Annotated in this window: 19 protein-coding genes and 2 riboswitches; of the genes, 7 read left to right on the forward strand and 12 right to left on the reverse strand. The window is 62.7% G+C overall.

Translation table 11 applies throughout. The features are described 5' to 3' along the window. Positions 1-72: 72 nt before the first annotated feature. The 4 genes from FB481_RS08205 to dapF all read left to right on the forward strand — a co-directional run bounded on the left by FB481_RS08205 (position 73) and on the right by dapF (position 3,225). Positions 73-519 carry a MarR family winged helix-turn-helix transcriptional regulator gene (locus FB481_RS08205; protein WP_093505004.1) on the forward strand — a complete coding sequence of 149 codons (447 nt, stop codon included), beginning with the start codon at positions 73-75 and terminating at the stop codon, positions 517-519. A gap of 96 nt (positions 520-615) precedes the next feature. Next, the gene (locus FB481_RS08210) at positions 616-1,230 is read left to right on the forward strand and encodes a LysE family translocator (RefSeq protein WP_093505006.1); all 615 of its coding nucleotides are present in this window, start codon (positions 616-618) and stop codon (positions 1,228-1,230) included. Then, positions 1,230-2,423 (forward strand): benzoate/H(+) symporter BenE family transporter, encoded by a 1,194-nt coding sequence (locus FB481_RS08215; protein WP_093505008.1) that lies wholly within the window; start codon positions 1,230-1,232, stop codon positions 2,421-2,423. The genes FB481_RS08210 and FB481_RS08215 overlap by 1 nt, the downstream gene beginning before the upstream one ends. Further along, positions 2,404-3,225, forward strand: coding sequence for a diaminopimelate epimerase (dapF, locus tag FB481_RS08220; RefSeq protein ID WP_147175895.1), 822 nt, complete (start codon positions 2,404-2,406; stop codon positions 3,223-3,225). The genes FB481_RS08215 and dapF overlap by 20 nt, the downstream gene beginning before the upstream one ends. Positions 3,226-3,258: 33 nt before the next feature. On the opposite strand, the gene FB481_RS08225 is transcribed toward dapF, so the two are convergent. Then, positions 3,259-4,155 carry a bile acid:sodium symporter family protein gene (locus FB481_RS08225; protein WP_093505012.1) on the reverse strand — a complete coding sequence of 299 codons (897 nt, stop codon included), beginning with the start codon at positions 4,153-4,155 and terminating at the stop codon, positions 3,259-3,261. A 183-nt stretch (positions 4,156-4,338) separates the two neighbouring features. On the opposite strand from FB481_RS08225, the gene FB481_RS08230 reads away from it, so the two are divergent. The 3 genes from FB481_RS08230 (at position 4,339) to FB481_RS08240 (ending at position 7,700) form a co-directional block, all read left to right on the forward strand. Next, entirely contained in the window at positions 4,339-5,343 is a 1,005-nt protein-coding gene (locus tag FB481_RS08230) for an NADP-dependent oxidoreductase (protein WP_147175897.1), read from the forward strand. 186 nt (positions 5,344-5,529) lie between these two features. Then, positions 5,530-5,934, forward strand: a complete 405-nt coding sequence (locus FB481_RS08235; protein WP_147175899.1) for a hypothetical protein — start codon at positions 5,530-5,532, stop codon at positions 5,932-5,934. A 629-nt stretch (positions 5,935-6,563) separates the two neighbouring features. Next, entirely contained in the window at positions 6,564-7,700 is a 1,137-nt protein-coding gene (locus tag FB481_RS08240) for a mechanosensitive ion channel family protein (protein ID WP_147175901.1), read from the forward strand. Positions 7,701-7,711: 11 nt separating this feature from the next. On the opposite strand, the gene FB481_RS08245 is transcribed toward FB481_RS08240, so the two are convergent. The 11 genes from FB481_RS08245 to FB481_RS08295 form a co-directional block, all read right to left on the reverse strand. Continuing rightward, a complete protein-coding gene (locus FB481_RS08245) occupies positions 7,712-8,092 on the reverse strand; it encodes a hypothetical protein (protein WP_147175903.1) in 381 nt (126 codons plus the stop codon). Between the two features lie 44 nt (positions 8,093-8,136). Then, complete coding sequence (locus FB481_RS08250) at positions 8,137-9,489, reverse strand: OprD family porin (RefSeq protein WP_147175905.1); 1,353 nt, start codon at positions 9,487-9,489, stop codon at positions 8,137-8,139. Between the two features lie 2 nt (positions 9,490-9,491). Beyond that, positions 9,492-10,700, reverse strand: coding sequence for an MFS transporter (locus tag FB481_RS08255; protein ID WP_147175907.1), 1,209 nt, complete (start codon positions 10,698-10,700; stop codon positions 9,492-9,494). A gap of 24 nt (positions 10,701-10,724) precedes the next feature. Further along, on the reverse strand, positions 10,725-11,162 hold the full coding sequence (locus FB481_RS08260; protein ID WP_147175909.1) for a pseudoazurin: 438 nt from the start codon (positions 11,160-11,162) through the stop codon (positions 10,725-10,727). A gap of 14 nt (positions 11,163-11,176) precedes the next feature. Then, a complete protein-coding gene (locus tag FB481_RS08265; RefSeq protein ID WP_147175911.1) occupies positions 11,177-11,944 on the reverse strand; it encodes an ABC transporter ATP-binding protein in 768 nt (255 codons plus the stop codon). After that, on the reverse strand, positions 11,941-12,975 hold the full coding sequence (locus FB481_RS08270; RefSeq protein WP_147175913.1) for an iron ABC transporter permease: 1,035 nt from the start codon (positions 12,973-12,975) through the stop codon (positions 11,941-11,943). Before FB481_RS08270 ends, FB481_RS08265 begins: the two co-directional genes overlap by 4 nt. Then, positions 12,972-13,979, reverse strand: a complete 1,008-nt coding sequence (locus FB481_RS08275) for an ABC transporter substrate-binding protein (RefSeq protein WP_147175915.1) — start codon at positions 13,977-13,979, stop codon at positions 12,972-12,974. Before FB481_RS08275 ends, FB481_RS08270 begins: the two co-directional genes overlap by 4 nt. Positions 13,980-14,147: 168 nt before the next feature. After that, a riboswitch (cobalamin riboswitch) is annotated at positions 14,148-14,344 on the reverse strand. 268 nt (positions 14,345-14,612) lie between these two features. Further along, positions 14,613-17,048 carry a membrane-bound PQQ-dependent dehydrogenase, glucose/quinate/shikimate family gene (locus FB481_RS08280; RefSeq protein WP_147175917.1) on the reverse strand — a complete coding sequence of 812 codons (2,436 nt, stop codon included), beginning with the start codon at positions 17,046-17,048 and terminating at the stop codon, positions 14,613-14,615. A 212-nt stretch (positions 17,049-17,260) separates the two neighbouring features. Beyond that, positions 17,261-17,824 carry a manganese efflux pump MntP gene (gene mntP / locus FB481_RS08285; RefSeq protein WP_147175919.1) on the reverse strand — a complete coding sequence of 188 codons (564 nt, stop codon included), beginning with the start codon at positions 17,822-17,824 and terminating at the stop codon, positions 17,261-17,263. Between the two features lie 4 nt (positions 17,825-17,828). Next, a riboswitch (yybP-ykoY riboswitch) is annotated at positions 17,829-17,995 on the reverse strand. An 87-nt stretch (positions 17,996-18,082) separates the two neighbouring features. Further along, entirely contained in the window at positions 18,083-19,450 is a 1,368-nt protein-coding gene (nhaA, locus tag FB481_RS08290; protein WP_093505041.1) for a Na+/H+ antiporter NhaA, read from the reverse strand. Between the two features lie 192 nt (positions 19,451-19,642). Then, complete coding sequence (locus tag FB481_RS08295; protein WP_093505043.1) at positions 19,643-20,728, reverse strand: polyamine ABC transporter substrate-binding protein; 1,086 nt, start codon at positions 20,726-20,728, stop codon at positions 19,643-19,645. Between the last annotated feature and the right edge of the window lie 209 nt (positions 20,729-20,937).

Below are 20,937 nucleotides of genomic sequence, written 5' to 3' on the forward strand. Positions count from 1 at the left end.
CAGATGATAATTCATGGAAACTAGGTCAAACTGCTTGACCGAAAGTACGACGCCCGAGATATATACGTCAACATGATTGACCTTAAAAATTCAGCCGATCAGCAAACCGCGATGGAAGCCTTCTTCTTCGGCTACCAAGCGTTCACCGCCAAGGCCGACGAAATGCTCGCCCGCCGCGGCCTGTCGCGGGTGCATCAGCGCATCCTGTTCTTCATCGCCCGACATCCGGGGCTGAGTGTCAGCGAGCTACTCGGTTACCTGGGGGTGAGCAAACAGGCGCTGAGCATCCCGCTGCGCCAGCTGATGGAAATGCACCTGACCCAGAGCGTCACCGCCGAGGACGACAAGCGCAAACGCCTGCTCGGCCTCACCGCCGAGGGTGCCAAGCTGGAGCGTGCGCTACGCCGCGAGCAGGTCAAGCTGCTGCAGCGCGCCTTCGACGAAAGCGGCAAACACGCAGTGGATGGGTGGTTGGCAGTGAACAAGGCGCTCAGCGGTACAGGTCACGCCGCCGAGTGATGTGAGCGCAACTGTACGGTTATTTATCGCGAGGGCTGTACGGCGACGAGCTGGGCCAATGCCCTTATCGTCGTCGCTCAATCAGGAGAACCTGTAATGACAACGGAACTGCTACTCGCCTTCGTCGCCTTCGCTTTCGTCACCTCGATCACGCCTGGCCCCAACAACATGATGCTGCTCGCCTCCGGGGTGAACTTCGGGTTGCGCCGCAGCCTGCCGCACATGCTGGGCATCAGCCTTGGCTTCATGGTGCTGATCATCTGCGTGGGACTGGGCCTGGGTCAGCTGTTCGAGCAGCTTCCGGTGCTGTACACCTTGCTCCGTTACCTGGGCGCCGCCTACCTGCTTTACCTGGCCTGGAAAATCGCCCGCTCCGGCGCGCCGGACAGCACCGGTGGCGAACGCGGCAAGCCCTTCACGCTTCTGCAGGCTGCGGCGTTCCAGTGGGTCAATCCCAAGGCGTGGGTCATGGCCATCGGCGCCATCGCCACCTACACCCCGCAAGAGAATTTCCTGATCAACGTGCTGCTGATCGCCGCGCTCTTCGCCGTGGTCGGCGGACCCTGCGTAGGCCTGTGGACGGTGGCTGGCAGCCTGCTGCGCAACTGGCTGCGCAATGCCACGGTGCTGCGCGTCTTCAATGTCGGCATGGCCGTGCTGCTGGTGATCTCGCTGTACCCGATTCTCGCCGACCTCAAAGGAGTGCTGTAATGCTCGAGAGCAGCCAACCGCGCCTGCGCCCGCTGGCCGATACCTCCACCGCTGCCGTGGTGGCCGGCTTCATCGGCATGCTCACTGGCTATACCAGCTCCCTAGTGCTGATGTTCCAGGCAGGCCAGGCAGCCGGGCTGAGCAGCGGGCAGATTTCCTCGTGGATCTGGGCGCTGTCGATCGGCATGGCGGTGACCTGCATCGGCCTGTCACTGCGCTACCGCGCCCCGGTGATGGTCGCCTGGTCGACGCCTGGAGCGGCGCTGCTGATCACCAGCCTGCCCGGCGTGCCGTACAGTGAAGCGATCGGCGCCTACATCGTTTGCTCGGCACTGATTCTGGTCTGCGGCCTGACCGGCAGTTTCGACCGCATCATGCGCCGCATCCCTGGTTCCATCGCTGCGGCGCTGCTGGCCGGCGTGCTGTTCAAGATCGCCCTGGAAATCTGCGTGGCCGCCGAGCAACAACCGCTGCTGGTGATCGCCATGCTGTTCACCTACCTGCTGGGCAAGCGCCTGCAGCCGCGTTACGCCGTGCTCGGTGCGCTGGTGGTCGGCTGCGTGCTGGCCGGCGCGCTGGGGCTGCTGAACTTTTCCCAGTTCGAGCTGCAACTGGCGACCCCTGAGTGGACCACGCCGAGCTTCTCCATCGCCGCGGCGATCAGCATTGGCATTCCGCTGTTCATCGTCGCCATGGCCTCGCAGAACCTGCCGGGCATGGCCGTACTGCGCGCCAACGGCTACGACGTACCGGCCTCGCCGCTGCTCAACACCACCAGCCTGGTATCGATCCTGATGGCGCCCTTCGGCTCCCACGGCATCCACATGGCGGCCATCAGCGCGGCGATCTGCGCCGGCCCGGAAGCCCACGAAGATCCGCGCAAACGTTACACCGCCGCGGTCTGGTGCGGGATTTTCTACGGGATCGCCGGGCTATTCGGCGCCACCCTCGCCGCCCTGTTCGCCGCCCTGCCGAAGGCGCTGATTCTTTCGGTGGCGGCGCTGGCGCTGTTCGCTTCGATCATCGGCGGCCTGACCCAGGCCATGGGCGAGCCAAGGGAACGCGAAGCGGCGCTGATCACCTTTCTGGTCACCGCGTCGGGCATGACGCTGTTCGGCGTCGGCTCGGCGTTCTGGGGTATCGTCGCCGGGTTGCTGACGCTAGTGCTGCTCAATGGCGGGAAACGTACCTGAATTGCGCTTTCACAAAATGCACGCCAACGGGGACGACTTCCTACTGGTCGACTCGAGAGACAAGCACAACCCCGTGACGAGCGATCTGGTTCGATACCTCGCTGACCGAAACCACGGAATTGGCTTCAATCAGTTGGCAGTGCTGCTCGCATGCGATGACGCCGATGCACACCTGCTGTTCTGGAACGCTGACGGCAGCGTACTCAACGCCTGCGGCAGCGCGACGCGCGGGGCGGCCGACCTGCTGATGAACGAGTCGAATGCCACTCAGGTGACCGTTCGAACCGGGCGCGGCTTGCTGACCTGCGAACGGACCAGCAGCGGTGCCATTACCGTGGACATGGGCGAACCACTGCTTGGGTGGGCGGACGTCCCCCTGGCAGAGGCGCAGGACACGCTCGCCCTGTCACTCGCGGGTAAACCCGCGGCCTGCAGCATGGGCAATCCGCATTGCACCTATTTCGTCGATGATCTGGCCCACCTCGATGTTGCAGCCCAAGGGACGGTGATCGAAACTCACCCCTTGTTCCCCCGCAAGACCAACGTCCGCTTCGTCCAGGTCATCAACCGCCGGCATATCCGGTTGCGCATCTGGGAGCGCGGTGGCGGTGTTCCCCTCGGTTCAGGCTCCTGCTCGTGCGCAGCGGCAGTCAATGGAATCAGGCGCGGCCTGCTGGACAGCACCGTCGAGGTCGAATGCGATGGGGGTATCGTGACGGTTCAGTGGGATGGCATCGGCCCGGTCTTTCTCACCGGGCCGGTAACGCGCAGCTTTTCAGGCATCGTTACAGACGGCAACTGAAGTGCCGCAGGCGATTTCAACAACGCTGCGAAATCAGGCGGGAGACTGGCCCTCGGCCTTCAATTGCTTGCCATGCGCCGCATTCACCCACCAGCCGAAGGCTGCGGCGGTAAAGAACATGATGATGCTGTAAAGCGCCGCCGGAATCGCCATGGTGCTGTTGTTGAGCAGCACCGGGCTGAGCGCCAGGGCGATGGCCAGGGTGCCGTTGTGGATGCCGATTTCCATACCGATGGCGATGGCCTGGCGCAGGCTCAGCTTGAGCAAGCGCGGCACGAAATAGCCGACCGCCAGGCTCAGCAGGTTGAAGGCCAGGGCCGCTGCGCCGACTACCGGCGCGTAGTCGAGCACCGTCTGCCAGTCCTTGACCAGCGCCAGCAAGATGATCAGCAGCAGAAACAGCGCCGAGACGATCTTCACCGGGTTTTCCATGCGCATCGCGAAACCGGGGAAGCGACTGCGCAGGAACATGCCGATGGCCACCGGCCCCAGCACGATGGCGAACACCTGCACCACCTTGGCGAACTGCAAGGGAATGGCCTGATCGCCCTCCATGAAATAGGCCAGCGACAGGTTGACGATAAAAGGCATGGTCAGCACCGCAACCACCGAATTCACCGCCGTGAGAGTGATGTTCAGCGCCACGTCGCCGTGGGCCAGGTGGCTGTAGAGATTGGCGGAGGTGCCGCCGGGCGAGGCTGCCAGCAGCATCATGCCCACCGCCAGAGCCGGCGCCAGGCCGAACGCCTGAACCATGAAGAAGCAGGCCACCGGCAAAAGCAACAGCTGGCAGAACAGGCCGACCAGCACCGGCTTGGGGTACTTCACCACGTGGGTGAAATCCGCCAGGGTCAGCGACAGGCCCAACCCAAGCATGATGATGCCCAGCGCCAGGGGGAGAAACACACTCAGCAAAGGACTTGCAGTCATCGCTACCTCGATGTGGTCAGACTTCCGTGATCGTGATCCACACTGTAGCGGGCTATCGACGCCTTGCTGGCGGGCGATGACCCCATCAGTTCAATGGATCGGCAAACATTCGGCCACTGCGACATGCTTGTCCATCGCAGGCATGAGGATTATCACCACAGCTTATTTCAACGGAGGCTCTCCATGTCCACTCAGCTCAACCGTCAGTTCCTGCTCGCCAAACGCCCCAGCGGCATGGTCAGCCGCGACACCTTCGATTACGTGGAAAAACCGGTCGGCGAACCGGCCAATGGACAGATTCTGGTCAAGAACCTCTACCTGTCGCTGGACCCGGCCATGCGCGGCTGGATGAACGAGGGCAAGTCCTACATCGCCCCGGTAGGCCTGGGCGAGGTAATGCGCGCCCTGGGCGTGGGTGAAGTCGTCGCCTCCAACCATCCGGATTACAAAGTTGGTGATCACGTCAACGGCGCCCTCGGCGTGCAGGATTATTTCCTCGGTGAGCCCCGCGGTTTCTACAAGGTCGACCCCAAGCGCGCGCCGCTGCCGGTTTACCTGTCGGCGCTGGGTATGACCGGCATGACCGCCTACTTCGCGCTGCTGGATGTCGGCGCGCCTAAAGCCGGCGACACCGTGGTGCTGTCCGGTGCGGCCGGCGCGGTGGGCAGCATCGCCGGGCAGATCGCCAAGCTCAAGGGCTGCCGCGTCATCGGCATCGCCGGCGGCAAGGAGAAATGCGCCTACCTCACTGACGAGCTGGGCTTCGATGGGGCTATCGACTACAAGAGCGAAGACCTCTCCGAAGCACTCAAGCGCGAGTGTCCCAAGGGCGTAGACGTGTACTTCGACAACGTCGGTGGCGAGACCCTCGACGCCGTGCTGGGCCGCCTGGCGCCCAAGGCACGTATCGTCATCTGCGGTGCGATCAGCCAGTACAACAACAAGGATGCGGTCAAGGGTCCGGCCAACTACCTGTCGCTGCTGGTCAACCGTGCACGCATGGAAGGCTTCGTGGTCATGGATCACGCCGCCAATTTCGCCAGCGCGGCGGCGGAAATCGGCGGCTGGCTGGCCGAAGGCAAGATCAAGTCCAAAGAGCATATCGTCGAAGGCCTGGAAACCTTCCCGGAAACTCTGCTCAAGCTGTTCAAGGGCGAGAACTTCGGCAAGCTGGTACTCAAGGTCTGAGGCTAACCGGGCGGCCTTTGGGCCGCCCATTGCGCTCCTCTGGCGACAAATTATCGCCGCCATTCAATTGCCAGCTCACAAAGATGGCCACTCGCCATTAAATTGCTTGAGCGCGCCTGACTGTTCGGTTAGTTTCGCCGCCATGCAGCCCGCCGAGGCTGAACGCCTTGATGTGCCGGAGCCAGGATGGAACTGATCTTCACTGCCACAACACTTGCCATGGTCGGCGCGATCTACTTCGTGTTCCAGCATCTGCGCAGCCCTTCGGCACAATGTCGCAAGCAGATCAGTGACTGGCTGGCACGCTTCGAAGCGGCGTCTCAAATCGAGCAACACGAGATGGCCGAAGTACTGGTGCGCCAATCGGCCGAACTGGCGTCGCAGATGGGGGTGGAGGTCTATCTCGATGAGCTGCTGGAAGGTGGCGACCCCGTCGAGTTGATCCGCACCTGGCAGGCGCAACTGCCCATCGCCATCCCTTCCCACGCGCTACCCAAGACACCCGCGCGCACCATCGGCGCCCTGCTGCTGATTCGCGACGTGCAGCCCGAAAGCTTTCGTGAGCTATTAGGCCAGGCTGTCGCCGCCTGAGCGACTGCGACAGGCGCGCTAGGGTCCGTACGAAAGGTCTCCGAGCGAAGGTCAGGCGAGGCAAAAATCGGTGAGAAACGGACTGGGCTCGCATTCGAGTTTACGAGCTGCAAATGAGCAGTACTCGCTTCGCTCGCCCTTCGGGCCGCGCTAAAGCACGTTAGCCGCAAGCGGCTTCCGACTGGGCTGGCACTCCAGCCGATTTTTAACGAAGCAACACCGAGCGCAGGTACTTTTCGTACAAAGCCTAGAAGCTGCGCATGAGGATGATCGGCAAGGCAGTGAACAACAGCGTAACCACGAACAGAATCAGCAGCAGATCAAGGCTATAGAAGGTCACGTCATTCTCCAGGCGGACAGGCTTGGTGCCCGCATCAGGGTTACCCACGCCGCATCGATTGCGGCGACAGAGGCCTGTGATCACTGCCCGGTCGCACACATCGTCATGGCAGCGCGCGCCTTCAGATCACCCGCATACATTAGCTCAGCGGCCGGCCAATAACTTGCCGGCGTGCGACAGGCTGCCGCACGCAAGCGACCAACCTGCCCTTTCCATCAGGCCATTGACCTGAACTTCTGCGTCCTGAGGCCTACAGAAAACTGTATTGGTTTTTTCGGGGGACGCATCAATGGCACAGTGGAACATCTGGCTCGAGCGCGATCTGTGGCTCGGCGTGGGCATCGTATTGGTCGCCACCACAGTGATCTATACCATCCTGCGCGCCGTGGTCGGCATCCTGCACAAGCGCCTGACCACCTGGTCCAAAGGCCAGGACGGCAACTGGCAACACTTCGTCGCGGTGGTGATCGGCCGTACCAGTCGCGTTCTGCTCCTCGCATTCTCGCTGCTGCTCGCCCTGCGTTTGCCGGATCTGCCCGGTAGCTGGCAGGCTGCACTGAGCCACACCTGGTTCGTCGCCCTGGCCCTGCAGATCGCTCTGTGGGTGGATACCGGCGTGCGCCTGTGGTCACGCAGCCTGGTGGTCGGCAAACATGGCGGCAGCGGCTATAACCCGGTGATGACCACCATCATCAGCATCATGGTGCTGATCGTCGTGTGGTCGGTGATGCTGCTGTCGATTCTCGCCAATCTGGGTGTGGACATCACTGCGCTGGTGGCCAGTCTCGGCGTCGGCGGTATCGCCGTGGCGCTGGCGGTGCAGACGGTGCTGGGTGATGTATTCGCCTCGCTGTCCATTGGTGTAGACAAGCCCTTCGAGATCGGCGACTTCGTGGTGTTCGGCGAGGTGGCCGGCAGCATCGAGCATATCGGCCTGAAGACCACGCGCATCCGCAGCCTCAGCGGCGAGCAGGTGGTCTGCGCCAACGCCGACCTGCTGCGCCAGATCGTGCACAACTACAAGCGCATGGACACCCGGCGCATCGTGTTCAAGTTCGGCATCAGCTACGACACGCCGAGCGACAAGGTGCGCCAGGTGTCGGAACGGGTCGGCGAGATCATCCGCGCCACGCCGAAAACCACCTTCGACCGCGCGCATTTTCTGGGCTTCGACGAGAGTCAGCTGACCTTCGAGGTGGTGTATATCGTGCAGAGTTCGGACTACAACCAGTACATGGACATTCAGCAGGAGATCAACCTGCAGCTGCTCGACGCGCTACGCGAGCTGGATGTGCGCTTCGCCCTGCCGCGCCGCGACCTGCGCCTGGTCGGCGAGCGCATGCCGATGCTTAAAGTTGCAGGTGTGCCGCACCAGGCCGAGCACGATGCAGACGATCAGGACCAGCGCCTGCCGCGTTTCAGCTGATGACCCTCGAGTCAGCGGCAACCGTTCAGGCGGTTGCAGTTGACCCGGTCGCGCTCGCCTTGGGAGCTGGACAGCCGACTGACCACGTTCCAGCCGATGCGCCGGCTGGAACCGAACCACACCTCGCCGTCGGCACTTACCCCGGTGAAGATCTGCAAGTGACCATAGGTGGTGCTGGTCTGCGCCCAGCTCAGCCCGCTGATCACGTCGAAGCCGCGCATCAGCGTATCGCTGCCCTGCTGGCGCATGCCGTAGTGATTGCCGAAACGATCCGAGCAGTTGAGCAGCGTTGCGCTGCGGGTACAGCGCATGGCGTCACCTGGCAGCGTAAAGGCAGCCTGTGCCGATAGGGTCAGGCAGCATAATAGTACGGCGGCGAACAGGCGTGGCATGGAGTTATTCCTTCGCATAGCAGGCGAAAAGCCTGGCGGCTCGTTCAGAATCGGCCAGTCAGTGGGTATTCGACCGCCAGGCGTAGTTGATCCGTATCCCCCTCGGCCTGGGCAGTATTGCCACGGTGCACGCTCTGCCGAAGCTGCACATTGAGGCCCTTGAAGGTGCCGGACTGCACCACGTAGCGCAGGTTGAGGTCGCGCTCCCAGTGCTTGCCGCCGTCGCCGTAACCCAACCAGGCGTAGCTGCCGTTCGGGTCCACATCGCTGCCATCGATGCCGCTGCCACGTACATAGGCGGCTCCAGCGCTGAGCCCGGGAATGCCCATACCGGCCATGTCATAGGTATAAGCCAGTTGCCAGGATTGTTCATTGGGTGCGTTGAAGTCGGATAACTGGACAGCGTTGCCCAACCAGATGGCGCCGCGCGTTACGTAATCGAAGGGGCTGTCGCCATCGACTTTCTGATAGCCCAGCGCGATCTTATGAAAACCCTCGCTATAGCTGAGCAACAAGCTGCCAGTGGTGTTGGAGACGCGCCCCGCCAGTGCCTGGCCGATGTCGTTGCTGCGGTATAGATTGAGATCGGCGCTCAGCGCTCGCTTGTCACCCAGCGCATGGACGTAGTTGACGCCCAGATAGCCCGTACGCCAACTGTCTTCCAATTCGCCGCCATAGAGGCTCAGTGATAACGCCGGCACGCCTGTGTAGGTGCCGCCCACGAAACTGAACGAATTACCCAATGGCTTGCTGGGATTTGCGTAGTTGATGATCAAAGGATTGTTATTGCTGCGCGAATTGCGATCCGCCGAGCCGGTGAAGTGCCCACCGGTCAGCACCAGATCATCGATCTCGCGGCTATCGAGGAACCAGCCGGTATGGGTTTCCGGCAACAGGCGGCTGTCGGACGAAGAAAAGATCGGCGTCTTGACCCGCTGCTCGCCGTAGCGCAACCAGGTCGATGACAACCGCGCCTTGACTGCAGCACCGCCGCGAGCAACCTCATTCTGGTCGTAACCCTCATTGTCCACCGGCATATGGCGCATCTTTCCGGCACGCCCACCGCCACCATCGAGCTTCTGCGCAACATATAGGTGACCATCGAGTCCGAAACCGACGACGCCCTGGGTAAACCCGGACTTCACCTCGCCCTGCATTCCATAGCCCCACTCCTCGGCGTAACCGTTACGCGCATCGCGCGGCTTGTAAGCGTTACGTGCACCGTTGCTGCGCCCACCATTTCGATAATCGCGATTCTCGTACACGGTACGGTTGACCATGCTCCAGGTGGCGTCGCCGATGAAACCGTTGCTCTTGACTTGCTCGTCGGCGGCGAACGCTGGTGGAGACACGCAGCATGCCGTCAATGCCAGAAGCCCCAGAGATGATCTGTTCACGATTACTCCTTGATTGAACGCATATGCAAAAAGAGACTGAATGCGGCGGCCAGGCCGATACCCAGCAACATCCACCACAAGAGTTGCGGCGGCGCCTGGTCGGCCGGCAGAAAGCGGCCGATCAGTACGTTGCTGACCAGCGCGACCAGACCGCCTACCCCAGCGAAGAAGCCGTAATAGGCAGCCAGTTGGCCACGCTTGGCGTAATGGGGCACATGGGCCGACAGCAGCGGCAACACCAGCAGGCTGCCAAGGCTGAACACCACGGCCATCACCTGCACCGCTAACTGCGCGCCTAGCAGGCTGACCAGCGGCTCGGCCAACAGGCCGTAGCTGGCTGCCATCAGCGCCAGACCAGCGCCCATCCCCTGCCCTTCGCTCAGCCAACGCTGGCGCAGGGTGCTGACTGGCATTTGCAGCAACACGCCGACCAGTGCGGTGATCACGAACACCTGGGTGATCCACTCCTGGCCGCCGCCATAGGCGTGGCTGTAGGCCGGCACAGCCAGGTACAACGGGTGAAACAGCAAGGGATAGGCGGCCGCCAGCAAGGCGAAGCGCAGAAAGGGCCACTGCTGGAGCATGTCCAGACACTGGCGCAGCATGGTCACCGGCTCTTCGCCCGATACCAGATCCTTGAGCGGTAGGAAGCGCCATTGCACCAGGGTCATCACCGCAAAAAGCGCTGCCGCTATGCTGCCGGTCACCGAAAAATCGACGCTGATGAACAACAGGCCTGCCAGCGGCCCCAGCAGCATGCCGGCGGTACTGGCCATGTTGTGCAGGGCGAACGCCTGCTTGCGCAGCTGGGCATCCTGGCACTCGTCCGCCAGGTAAGCCTGCGCACAGGGCGTGAACAACGCCCCGGCGAAACCGCTCAGGCAGGCGGCCAGCAGCAACACCGTGAGGCTTTCGGAGAAGCCGAATACCGCGAAACCAACGCAACGCACACCGCAGCCGATCAGAATGGCGCGCCGGTAGCCAATCCGGTCACCCAGCAGGCCACCGAGCAGAAACAACCCCTGCTGGCTGAACACCCGAATGCCCAGCACCAGGCCCACGGCCCAGCCGGCCAGCCCGAGGTTCTCGCTCAGGTGCCCGGCCAGATAGGGCATCAGCATGTAGAAGCCAAAATTGAACGTCAGCCCGTTGAGGATCAGTACGCGAGCAGCAGGAGATAGTGAGCTCAGGGTGGTCAGAACACGGCGCATCAGGACACGACACTCTCGAAATAATTAGTACGCCGAACTCGCCCGCTCGACAATCTGCTCGAAATGCTGCCTGGCACGCGCAGGCAAGGATGTAGGAATCTGCACATCGCCAACCGGCAACTCGCCGACCTGAATCAGCATCACCATGCCCATCGCCAGGTGCGGAATGCACTGGATGCCATAGAAGCCCGGCACGTCGAACTTCACCTCGATTTCTTCGTTGATCCTGCCCTTGAACGGCTCGGCGCCATCGGGCAGAAAACCAAGCACGCTGGCGGCATTGTGGCTTGGCTGAGTGGCAATGAACTTCACTGTGTCGCCCGGCGCGATGGCCAGATAATCCGGCTCGTAGACCATGGCACCGCCGGCGCCACGGTTGAGCATCTTCACTTCGTGCACCTCGGCCAGAGCCGTAGTGCAGAGCAGGGTGGCCAGCAAAGCGGCGGCGTAGCGAATGGGCATGGCAGTCGTCCGTGTCAGGCCGGATAGAAGCGCAGGATGCGAGCGCCGTCGTCCGGGTCGGTCAGGTAGCGGGCACGCACGCCAAAAGTGTCACGCAGGCGTTCGGTGGTCAGCACCTCGTCTGGTTCGCCCAGTGCCACCAGTCGGCCACGTTCCATGACGCCTAGGCGGTCGCATTCCAGAGCCTGGTTGAGGTCATGCAGGGCGATCAGCGTGGTGACCGGCAGCGCCCGCACCAGGTTGAGAATCGACAGTTGGTGCTGAATGTCCAGATGGTTGGTCGGCTCGTCGAGCAGCAGGATCTGCGGCTGCTGGGCCAGCGCTCGGGCGATATGCACACGCTGGCGCTCGCCGCCGGACAGGGTGCTCCAGGCATGCTCGTGCATGTGGGCCATGTCCACGTCGGCCAGAGCCTGCATGACGATGCGCTCGTCACTGGCGGACCACGGCTGCAGCGCCGATAACCAGGGCGTGCGTCCCAGCTCGACGGCATCGCGCACCGTCACCGCGTCGCTGGTATCGGCCTGCTGTTCGACGAAGGCCAGTTGCCGGGCCACGTCGCGGCGACTCAGGCTTGCCAGCGGCTTGCCATTGAGGTGCACCTGGCCACTGCCTGGCGTACGAATGCCGGAAAGCAGCTTGAGCAGGGTCGACTTGCCCGAGCCGTTGGGGCCGATCAGCCCCAGGGTTTCACCCTGACGTATTTCCAGGTCGACGCCAGCCACGATTGCCCTGCCCTTCACCGACCAGCCAAGGTCGCTGCACTGCAACACGGTGCTCATCGTACCCGCCTCCCGCGCACCAGAATCACCGCGAACGCCGGCGCGCCGACCAGCGCGGTGACCACGCCGATGGGCAGCACCTGGCCCTTGATTGCGATGCGCGACAGCACGTCGGCGGCAATCAGGAACACCGCACCGATCAGCGCCGAGACCGGCACCAGCCGGCCATGCCGCGCGCCGACCAGCAGCCGCGCGGCATGGGGAATCACCAGACCGACGAAGCCGATGGAGCCGACGATCGACACCATCACTGCCGTGACCAATGCAGTGCTGGCGATAAGCGTGGCCTGCACGCGGCGCACCGGCACGCCGAGCGATGCCGCCGACTCGGCGCCAAAGGTGAAGGCATCCAGCGCCCGCGTGTGCCAGGCGACCAGCAGCACCCCGGCCAGAGCCATCGGCACGGCCAACAGCACATCCTGCCAGTCGACCCCGCTCAGGTTGCCGAGCAGCCAGAACATGATGCCGCGCGCCTGCTCGGCGCTGGCCGACTTGGTGATCAGAAACGAGGTCAGCGCGTTGAACAGCTGGGAACCGGCGATACCGGCCAGAATGATCTGCGCACTGCCGCTGATCGCCCCGCCACCGGCTGCACGGGCCAGCAGCGCGACCAGGGCGAAGGCGGCGACCGCGCCGAGAAAGGCGCCCATGGACAGCGACAGCATGCCGGCGCCCAAGCCGAGCAAGGCGACGGACACCGCGCCGGTCGAGGCACCGGCGGAAATGCCCAGCAGGTAAGGATCGGCCAGCGGATTGCGCAGCAGCGCCTGCAGCACCACCCCGGACACCGCCAGCCCGGCGCCGCAGCTGGCGGCGACCAGGGCGCGGGTCAGGCGGTAATTCCAGACGATGCCTTCATCGATCGGGTCGAGCACGAAGCCCGCCGCGAACAGTTTGTTGGACAGCACCTGAAACACCACCGAGGGCGCAATGCGGGTTTCGCCCAAGGCGACGCCGGCGATCACCGCCACACCCAGGAGCAGCAGGCAGGCGATGGTCAGCAGGAACAGGCGAGAACTGCGCGCTATCATTGGAATTCGTCAACGGCCTTGGCGAGGGTCTCGATGCCGGTGATCATACGCAGCGAAGCCTGCATGCCATCGGCATCGATGATCACGACGCGCCCGTTCTTGACCGCATCCATGTGCTTGGCGACCGGGTCGTTGCGCAGGAACTCGAGCTTCTTCTCCACGTCGTCGGCGGGAAAACGGCGACGGTCCATGCGCGCCAGCACCAGCACCGTGGGGTTGGCCTTGGCCAGGGTTTCCCAGCCGACGCTCGGCCATTCCTCGTTGGACTCGACCACGTTGCGCAGACCCAGGGACTTCATCATGTAGTCGGCTACGCCTTTCTGACCGGCCACGTACGGATCCAGATCCATGTCCGGGCTGGAGAACCAGAACAGCGCGGAAATATCCCTGGCCTGGCGCTGCTCGGCACCAGCCACTGCCGCGGCCAGGCGCTTGCGCAGGTCGGCGACCAGGGCGTCGCCCTTGTCCTGCACGTCGAAGATCTGCGCCAGCTGATTGATGCTCTTGTACAGGCTGTCGATCTGGAACGGCTGCAGGCGGGTACCGTCGGCGCCAACCAGGTTGTCCTTGCCTTCGCAGTCGGTCGGCATGATGTAGGTGGGAATGTTCAGGTCGTGAAACTGCTTGCGCGTACCCACCACGCCCTGCTCGCCCACCATCCACTCGAACTGCACCGCAACCAGGCCTGGGCGCTTGTTGATCACCGACTCGAAGCTCGGATCGTTGTCGGCCAGGCGCGGCACCTTGGCATTCTGCGCTTCGAATTCGGGCAGCACGTGGCTGAACCATAGCGAGGTGCCGGCCAGGCGTTCTCCCAGGCCCAGGGCGTAAAGGATTTCGGTGCCCGCCTGGCCGATGGTCACGGCGTTGCCGGGGCTTTTCGCGAACGTCAGTTGCTGGCCGCAGTTTTCCAGGGTGAGCGGGTACTGGGTCGGGCCGGCGGCATGGGCCATGGAAGACAGCGCCAGGGCGGCGCCAATGACGGCAAGGCGTGACACGAACATGCGGGTGATCTCCTAATCGACAAATACGCATGACGGCAGTGCGTAGGCTGGAGAACACATCACGCTGCGCGGCCATGGCCGCACCTGTCCCTTGCGGGAAGTGATCACGGATGCCCCTCCCGGACACCCCGCCGGTGGTTCGATGACTGGCGCCTGCCCGCCCGAAAGCGAGGTCAGCCCCATGCCGGCAGGTCTCCTGACTGGTACGTCTGCACAGCGATGCGGCCTTCCCGGAAATGACTCCAGTGACACGATTGCAGCGCTGCTCTGTACCTACAGTTGCGGGGGCAGTTCCGTTTGGCCACCCGAGGTGGCGACGGATTCCCTATTAATTCCTCGCGGAAACCGGCGGCGGCATCTTAACCAATAAGTAGTCCGCCTGCAGTGTTTTGCGGCGCCGGCTCGTTCAGCCAGGGCAACGCAACGACCTGCGCGAAAGCGCGGCCATTATTGTTACAACATAACATTTTAGCAAGCTGATTCGGTCATGGCTGATAACCAACAGCTAGACGGGGAATCAATACAGGCAGGTTCAGAGCAAAAAGGCGCCGATGAATGCAATAGACCGGCACGACGATCGCCGCCCCATAGAAAAAGGCCCCTGTAGCGACTTCGCTGCAGGGGCTTACGGACTCAGTCCGGCAGTGCGTAGGCGATCACGTAGTCGCCGCGGTCCGGCGAGTTACGGCCGCCGCCCGCAGAGATCACGATGTACTGCTTACCGGTGGCCGGATCCTTGTAGCTGATCGGCGTGCCCTGGCTGCCGACCGGCAGACGACCTTTCCAGACTTCCTGGCCGGTGGCGCTGTCGTAGGCGCGCAGGTAGTAGTCCTGAGTGGCGGCGATGAACAGCAGGCCGCTCTGGGTGGACAGCGTGCCGCCGATGGTCGGCATACCGACTGGAATCGGCAGGTGCATCTTGATACCCAGCGGGCCGGTATCCTGCACGGTGCCGACCGGTACTTGCCAGGCGATCTGCCGGGTGTTCAGGTCAACGGCGGTCAGGGTGCCGAACGGCGGCTTCTGGCACGGGATATCCAACGGCGAGGTGAAACGCAGCTTGGCATTGATCGCGTACGGCGTGCCTTCCAGCGGTACCGCGGCGTTGGCGATGTTGGCCGCTTCGCCGCCGTCATTCTTCGGCACGCTGCCTTTGGCTGGCTGAGGAATCAGCTGCACTTCGAGACCGACACGCATGTCGTTGACGAACAGGTAGTTGCGCGTCGGATCGACCGACAGGCCGCCCCAGTTCATGCCGCCCAGCGAGCCTGGCAGATTCAGCGACGGGTCGGTACCCGGCGGCGTGAACAGGCCGTCATAGCGCATCGACTTGAACTTGATGCGGCACATCAGCTGGTCGAACGGCGTGGCGCCCCACATGTCGGACTCGGTCAGAGTGTCCGCACCGATCTGCGGCATACCGACGGAAACCGGCTGGGTCGGCGAATAACGCTCACCCTCGATCTGCCCCGGTTGCACCGCACGCTCCTGCACTTCGGTCAGCGGCTTGCCGGTCAGGCGGTCGAGCACGAACAGCTGGCCGGCCTTGGTGCCGAACACCAGCGCCGGAACCTTGCTGCCGTCGGGCTGGGTGAAGTCGATGAAGCTCGGCTGCATCGGCACGTCGAAGTCCCAGAGGTCGTTGTGCACGACCTGATAGACCCACTTCTCATCACCGGTGGTGGCGTCCAGCGCCAGCATAGAGGCACCGTACTTGCGGTCCAGCGCGGTGTGCTTGAGGCTCCACAGGTCGATGGCGGCGCTGCCGACCGGCATGAACACCGTGTTGGAGTCCGGATCGTAGGACATCGGCGCCCAGACATTCGGCGTGGAACGGGTATAGGTGTCGCCCACCGCTGGCGCTTCGCGATCTTCCGGCTTGCCCGGGTCGAATGCCCAGCGCATCTCACCGGTGATCACGTCGAAGCCGCGCATCACGCCGCCCGGCATATCCGTGCTGACGTTGTCGGCTACACGGCCGCCAACCACCACGGTCGTGCCGGCCAGGGTCGGCGCCGAGGTCAGTGAATACTGGCCCGCATCGGCACCCTTGCCCAATCCCGCCTTGAGGTCGACACGACCCTGTACGCCGAAGTCGGAGCAGAACTCGCCGGTGTTGGCGTCCAGGGCGATCAGCTCGGACTCGATGCTGTTCATCAGAATGCGCTGCTGGCAAGCGGCGCCGGCCGCTACGCTGGCCACCTTGATGGGCGTCGAATTCGGCTGCGTGGGCTGGGCGATCGGCCGCGTGGCATCGAAGTACGCGAGGCCGCGGCAGCGCATCCACTTCTTCTGCTGGGCATTGATCTGCCGGTTCCAGATTTCCTTGCCGGTAGCCGCTTCCAGGGCGATGACGTTGTTGTGCGGGGTGCACAGGAATACGCGGTCACCGACCTGTAGCGGCGTTTGCTGGTCTTCGGCGCCATTGCCGGTCGGGCTTTCCGGGACGTCACCGGTGCGATAGGTCCAGGCGACCTGCAGATTCTTGACGTTATCGGGGGTGATCTGGTCCAGCGCGACGAAACGCGAGCCGCCTGGCGTGTTGCCGTAGTGCTCCCAGTTTTGCTGCGCCTCGCTCGCCGGCGTCGCCACCGGCGCATTGCCACTGGCGGCCACCACCGGATGGGGCTGGAACATGCCCCATACCGCGGCGCCGAAACCCAGTAACAACACACCGGCCGCCACGAAGGCCGGCGCCGGCCTGGCGGTACGGCCGCTACCGCGCTGCAGCAGCGGATAGGACAACGCCACGCAGATCATGAAGCCGGTCAGCACCATCAACCGCGAGATCAGCGGCCAGAAATCCAGGCCGGCGTCCCACAGGGACCAGGCCAGGGAGCCGACGAACACCGCTGCGAACAGCACACCGCCAGAAGCCCGAGCACGCACGATCTGTAAGCCAGCGACCAGCATCACCACACCGGCGATCAGGAAGTAGGCACTGCCGCCAAGCGCGACCAGGCGGTACCCGTAAACGCTGAAAAACAGGCCGGTTGCCAGAATGACCAGGCCGAGCGCCGCGAGCCAAAGTCGCGCGACAGCCGAAGGTGGCGATCTATCGTTTGCCATCGAATAATCCAAGAAGTCGTTTTAGAAGAGCCCGGCGGGCGATTAACCGGCAATTATACAAGCGCAGCGGCTGTCGAAATATTCAGAAACATGGCTGAATTCATCTATATGTATCGTTTTTCACGATGCCGTTTCGCTGAGTACTCGCAACCGCCCTACTCCAACGTCCGCAAAAGCCTGACGAACGCGCTGCAGCGCAGCGGGCGCGAGCATCACATGGTGTGCTCGTAGAGAATCGCTGCGCCCACGCCAATCAGCACCAGGCCGCCGAGGATCTCAGCCTTTTGACCGATGGCGGTGCCAATCAGACGGCCGAGCATCACACCGATGGTGGCCATGGTCATGGTCGCCAGGCCGATAGCCAGTGACGCCACCCAGATGTTCACGTCGACGAAGGCCAGGCCGATGCCCACCGCCAGCGCATCGATGCTGGTAGCGAGCGCCGTGGCGGCCAGCAGCCAGAACGAATGGGACTTGGGCTTTTCCTCTTCCTCATCAGCGTCGGGTCGCAAGCCTGCGTAGATCATATGCACGCCGAGCAGCAGCAATAGCGTGAAGGCGATCCAGTGATCCCACTCTTCGGCAAAACTGGCGGCCGCCTGGCCGATGAACCAGCCGATCACCGGCGTAATAGCTTCGATCACGCCAAAGATCAGCCCGGTACGCAGCGCGTCGAGAAAACGGGGTTTATGCAGCGAAGCACCCTTGCCAACAGCCGCGGCGAAGGCATCGGTGGACATGGCGAAAGCCAGGAGAACGAGGGATAGGAAGCTCACGGTTACGTCTCGGTCGGGCTATGAGTCAATGACGGATACACGCGCCCGACCTTAGGCACGTATCTGTCATTGGTCTCACCAACCGAAAGGTGTTCGTACCACGGCTGCTGCCGAGAATGTTGATACGAACGCTGCCAAATAAAATTGGCAGCAGGCTACTCCCCAAAGAGGCCCGCACTTTACCCAAAAGTACGGGCCGAAAAAACCATTTTCTCTGGGTATCAATCGCTTGCCGAAGGCCGAAAGACAAGCAGCAGATCAGGCCGCGCTGGAAGAACCCTGGCTACGCAAACGCTTTACGTAAAGCACACCCCAGATCAACCCCAAGATTGCCGAAGCCAGCGAGCCAAGCAGCACGCCCAGCTTGGCTGCAGCCAGCAGGTTGGCATCGCTGAACGCCAGGTTGGCGATGAAGATCGACATGGTGAAGCCGATCCCGGCCAGCAGACCGATCAGCGCGACGCCGCGCCAGGACACGTCGGCCGGCAGGCGGCACAGGCCAAGCCTGACCACCAGCCAGCTGACGCTGATAACCCCGGCCGGCTTGCCGACCAGCAGCGCGATGGCCACGCCCAGCATCACCCAGTGCGAAGTTGCCGACGAAAGATCGGTTCCGCCCAGGCTCACACCGGCGTTGGCCAGGGCGAACAGCGGCATCAGGCCAAAGGTGACCCAGGGGTGCAGTGCCAGTTGCACGCGCACCACCGGTGGCAACAGCTCGCGCTGGGCCAGGCGCAATTCACGCACAGATTGGGCAGCTTCGTTGGACGCCACCGCCGTACCACTGTCGTCTTCCAGCTCACGGGCGATACGGCCCACGGCATCACGCGGCAGCTCGCGGGTTGGCAGGCAGATCACCGGCGTCATCAGGCCGAGAATCACCCCAGCCAGAGTCGGGTGCGCACCGGTCATCAGCAGCCCCCCCCACATCAGGCCGCCAGGCAGTACATAGGCGAAAGCCGAGCCAATACCAATGCGCTGCAGACCCAGCACTGCCAGTGCACCGATGCCAGCCAGGGCAAAGCCGCTGTAGTTGAGGCCGTCGGAATAGAACAGCGCGATGAGGATCACCGCGATCACGTCATCGATCACCGCCAGGGTCAGCAGAAAGATGCGCACGCCAGAAGGAATACCTTTGCCCAGCAAGGCCAGCAGGCCGACCGCGAAGGCGATATCGGTGGCGGCCGGAATCGCCCAGCCGTGCAGACCGGCGCCCTTCAAATTGAGGCTGGCGTAGATTAGCGCGGGCATGATCACCCCGCCGCAGGCTGCGGCAATGGGCAACGACGCCTGGCGCAGATCGGCCAGGGCGCCATCATGCATCTCGCGGCGAATCTCCATGCCGACGACCAGAAAGAACAGGGTCATCAGGCCATCGTTGATCCAGAAATGCAGGGACTGGCTAACGCCAAAGCTACCGAAGCCAAACGACACGGGCGCATGCCAGAGCGCGTGATAACTGTCGGCATAGGGCGAATTGGCCCAGATCAGCGCGGCGGCGGTGGCCAGCAGCAGCACCACACCGCTGAAGGCTTCACGATGAAGGAGGTTACGAACGCAGGCGAAGGCATGCTCAGCCAAACGCTGGGCACGGGGAATATCCTGAAAGGACGGGCGCGATTTCATGGACGAACGAGCTCCGCGCGGCGGCCCGACCAACGCAACAGACCTGTCTCACCGCACCATGCGGCTAACACCCGGGCGTCATCCTACACAGATGATCACTTCAGGCACCAGCCCCACCGACGATCAGATGCAAGATGAGAGAACTGTCGAAATAGCGTAACGGCGGCGCTCACAAGGCGCCGCTACGCGGGCTCAGCGCCCGGTTTTGATCCGCGTCCACTCACGGGTGATGATGCGCTGGATTGGCGCTGGAAGGTCGGCGGACACGTAGAGTTTGCCGATCACCTCATCGGCCGGGTAGATGCCCGGGTTGTCACGCACGCCCGGCTCGAGTAGCGCGGTGGCATCCTTGTTGGGGTTGGCGTAGCCCACGTAATCGCTGACCGGCGCGATCACCTCGGGGCGCAGCAGATAATTGATCAGCGCATGGGCGCCATCGGGGTTACGGGCATCGCGGGGAATGGCGAGCATGTCGAACCACAGGTTGGCGCCCTCCTTCGGAATCACATAACGGATATCCACCGACTTGCCGGCGTCCTTGGCACGACTCTGGGCCTGCATCACGTCACCCGAATAGCCGACCGCCACGCAGATATCACCGTTGGCCAAGTCCGAGATATAGCGCGAAGAGTGAAAGTAGGTCACCGACGGCGCCAGTTTCTGAAGCAGCGCCGAGGCCTTGGTGTAATCGTCGGGCTCATGGCTATTGGGGTCGAGCCCAAGATAATGCAGCGCCTGGGGAATAATCTTCACCGGCGCATCGAGAAAGGCCACGCCACAGCCCTTCAGCTTGGCCAGATTGTCGGCGTTGAACACCAGTTCCCAGGAATCAACCGGCGCGCCATCGCCCAGCACCGCCCTGACCTTCTCGGCGTTGTAGCCAATACCGACCGTCCCCCACATATACGGCACCGCGTATTTGTTTCCAGGGTCAGCGGCCTCAAGGCGCTGCATCAGACGCGGATCCAGATGCGACCAGTTGGGCAGCTTGCCGCGCTCCAGCGGCTGGTACACCTGGGCGCGAATCTGCTTGGACAGAAACTGGCTGGACGGCACCACCAGATCGTAGCCGGAGTGTCCGGACAATAGCTTGGCTTCCAGCATCTCGTTGGTTTCGAAGACATCGTAGGCCACGGCGATGCCGGTTTCCTTCTCGAAGTTCTTCAGGGTGTCGGGGCCCATGTAGTCGGACCAGTTGTAGAAATGCACCTGTTTGTCATTGGCTTGGACGGTGGTGCAGGCGATGAGGCTGAGACTGGCGAACAGCAGCTTGTTCATGGTCGTTTCTCCTGGAACAACAAGTCAGGCAGCCGTGAATGGCACTACTTGAGGCAAGCATAGGAACGAATTCGCAGAATTACCCTGAATACCCTTCAAAGACTTCGAGTCTTTTCTACACGTGCCCAACCAAAAAGCCAGCCACATTTTCACAAAATGGGAACGGCGCGCAGCGAACTCCCCCTACATGTGCACAAATAAAACGCTTT

The sequence above is a fragment of the Pseudomonas sp. AG1028 genome (assembly GCF_007993955.1).
Classification (GTDB): Bacteria; Pseudomonadota; Gammaproteobacteria; order Pseudomonadales; family Pseudomonadaceae; genus Aquipseudomonas; species Aquipseudomonas straminea.

What these genes read in the sequence shown, in the direction of transcription:
- FB481_RS08245 (WP_147175903.1), bottom strand. Translation starts at nt 8,092, where the DNA reads ATGCCACGCCTGTTCGCCGCCGTACTATTATGCTGCCTGACCCTATCG.
- FB481_RS08275 (WP_147175915.1), bottom strand. Translation starts at nt 13,979, where the DNA reads ATGTTCGTGTCACGCCTTGCCGTCATTGGCGCCGCCCTGGCGCTGTCT.
- FB481_RS08295 (WP_093505043.1), bottom strand. Translation starts at nt 20,728, where the DNA reads ATGAACAAGCTGCTGTTCGCCAGTCTCAGCCTCATCGCCTGCACCACC.
- FB481_RS08240 (WP_147175901.1), top strand. Translation starts at nt 6,564, where the DNA reads ATGGCACAGTGGAACATCTGGCTCGAGCGCGATCTGTGGCTCGGCGTG.
- FB481_RS08265 (WP_147175911.1), bottom strand. Translation starts at nt 11,944, where the DNA reads ATGAGCACCGTGTTGCAGTGCAGCGACCTTGGCTGGTCGGTGAAGGGC.
- FB481_RS08280 (WP_147175917.1), bottom strand. Translation starts at nt 17,048, where the DNA reads ATGGCAAACGATAGATCGCCACCTTCGGCTGTCGCGCGACTTTGGCTC.
- FB481_RS08215 (WP_093505008.1), top strand. Translation starts at nt 1,230, where the DNA reads ATGCTCGAGAGCAGCCAACCGCGCCTGCGCCCGCTGGCCGATACCTCC.
- FB481_RS08225 (WP_093505012.1), bottom strand. Translation starts at nt 4,155, where the DNA reads ATGACTGCAAGTCCTTTGCTGAGTGTGTTTCTCCCCCTGGCGCTGGGC.
- dapF (WP_147175895.1), top strand. Translation starts at nt 2,404, where the DNA reads ATGGCGGGAAACGTACCTGAATTGCGCTTTCACAAAATGCACGCCAAC.
- FB481_RS08235 (WP_147175899.1), top strand. Translation starts at nt 5,530, where the DNA reads ATGGAACTGATCTTCACTGCCACAACACTTGCCATGGTCGGCGCGATC.
- FB481_RS08210 (WP_093505006.1), top strand. Translation starts at nt 616, where the DNA reads ATGACAACGGAACTGCTACTCGCCTTCGTCGCCTTCGCTTTCGTCACC.
- FB481_RS08205 (WP_093505004.1), top strand. Translation starts at nt 73, where the DNA reads ATGATTGACCTTAAAAATTCAGCCGATCAGCAAACCGCGATGGAAGCC.
- FB481_RS08260 (WP_147175909.1), bottom strand. Translation starts at nt 11,162, where the DNA reads ATGCCCATTCGCTACGCCGCCGCTTTGCTGGCCACCCTGCTCTGCACT.
- FB481_RS08230 (WP_147175897.1), top strand. Translation starts at nt 4,339, where the DNA reads ATGTCCACTCAGCTCAACCGTCAGTTCCTGCTCGCCAAACGCCCCAGC.
- nhaA (WP_093505041.1), bottom strand. Translation starts at nt 19,450, where the DNA reads ATGAAATCGCGCCCGTCCTTTCAGGATATTCCCCGTGCCCAGCGTTTG.
- FB481_RS08270 (WP_147175913.1), bottom strand. Translation starts at nt 12,975, where the DNA reads ATGATAGCGCGCAGTTCTCGCCTGTTCCTGCTGACCATCGCCTGCCTG.
- FB481_RS08255 (WP_147175907.1), bottom strand. Translation starts at nt 10,700, where the DNA reads ATGCGCCGTGTTCTGACCACCCTGAGCTCACTATCTCCTGCTGCTCGC.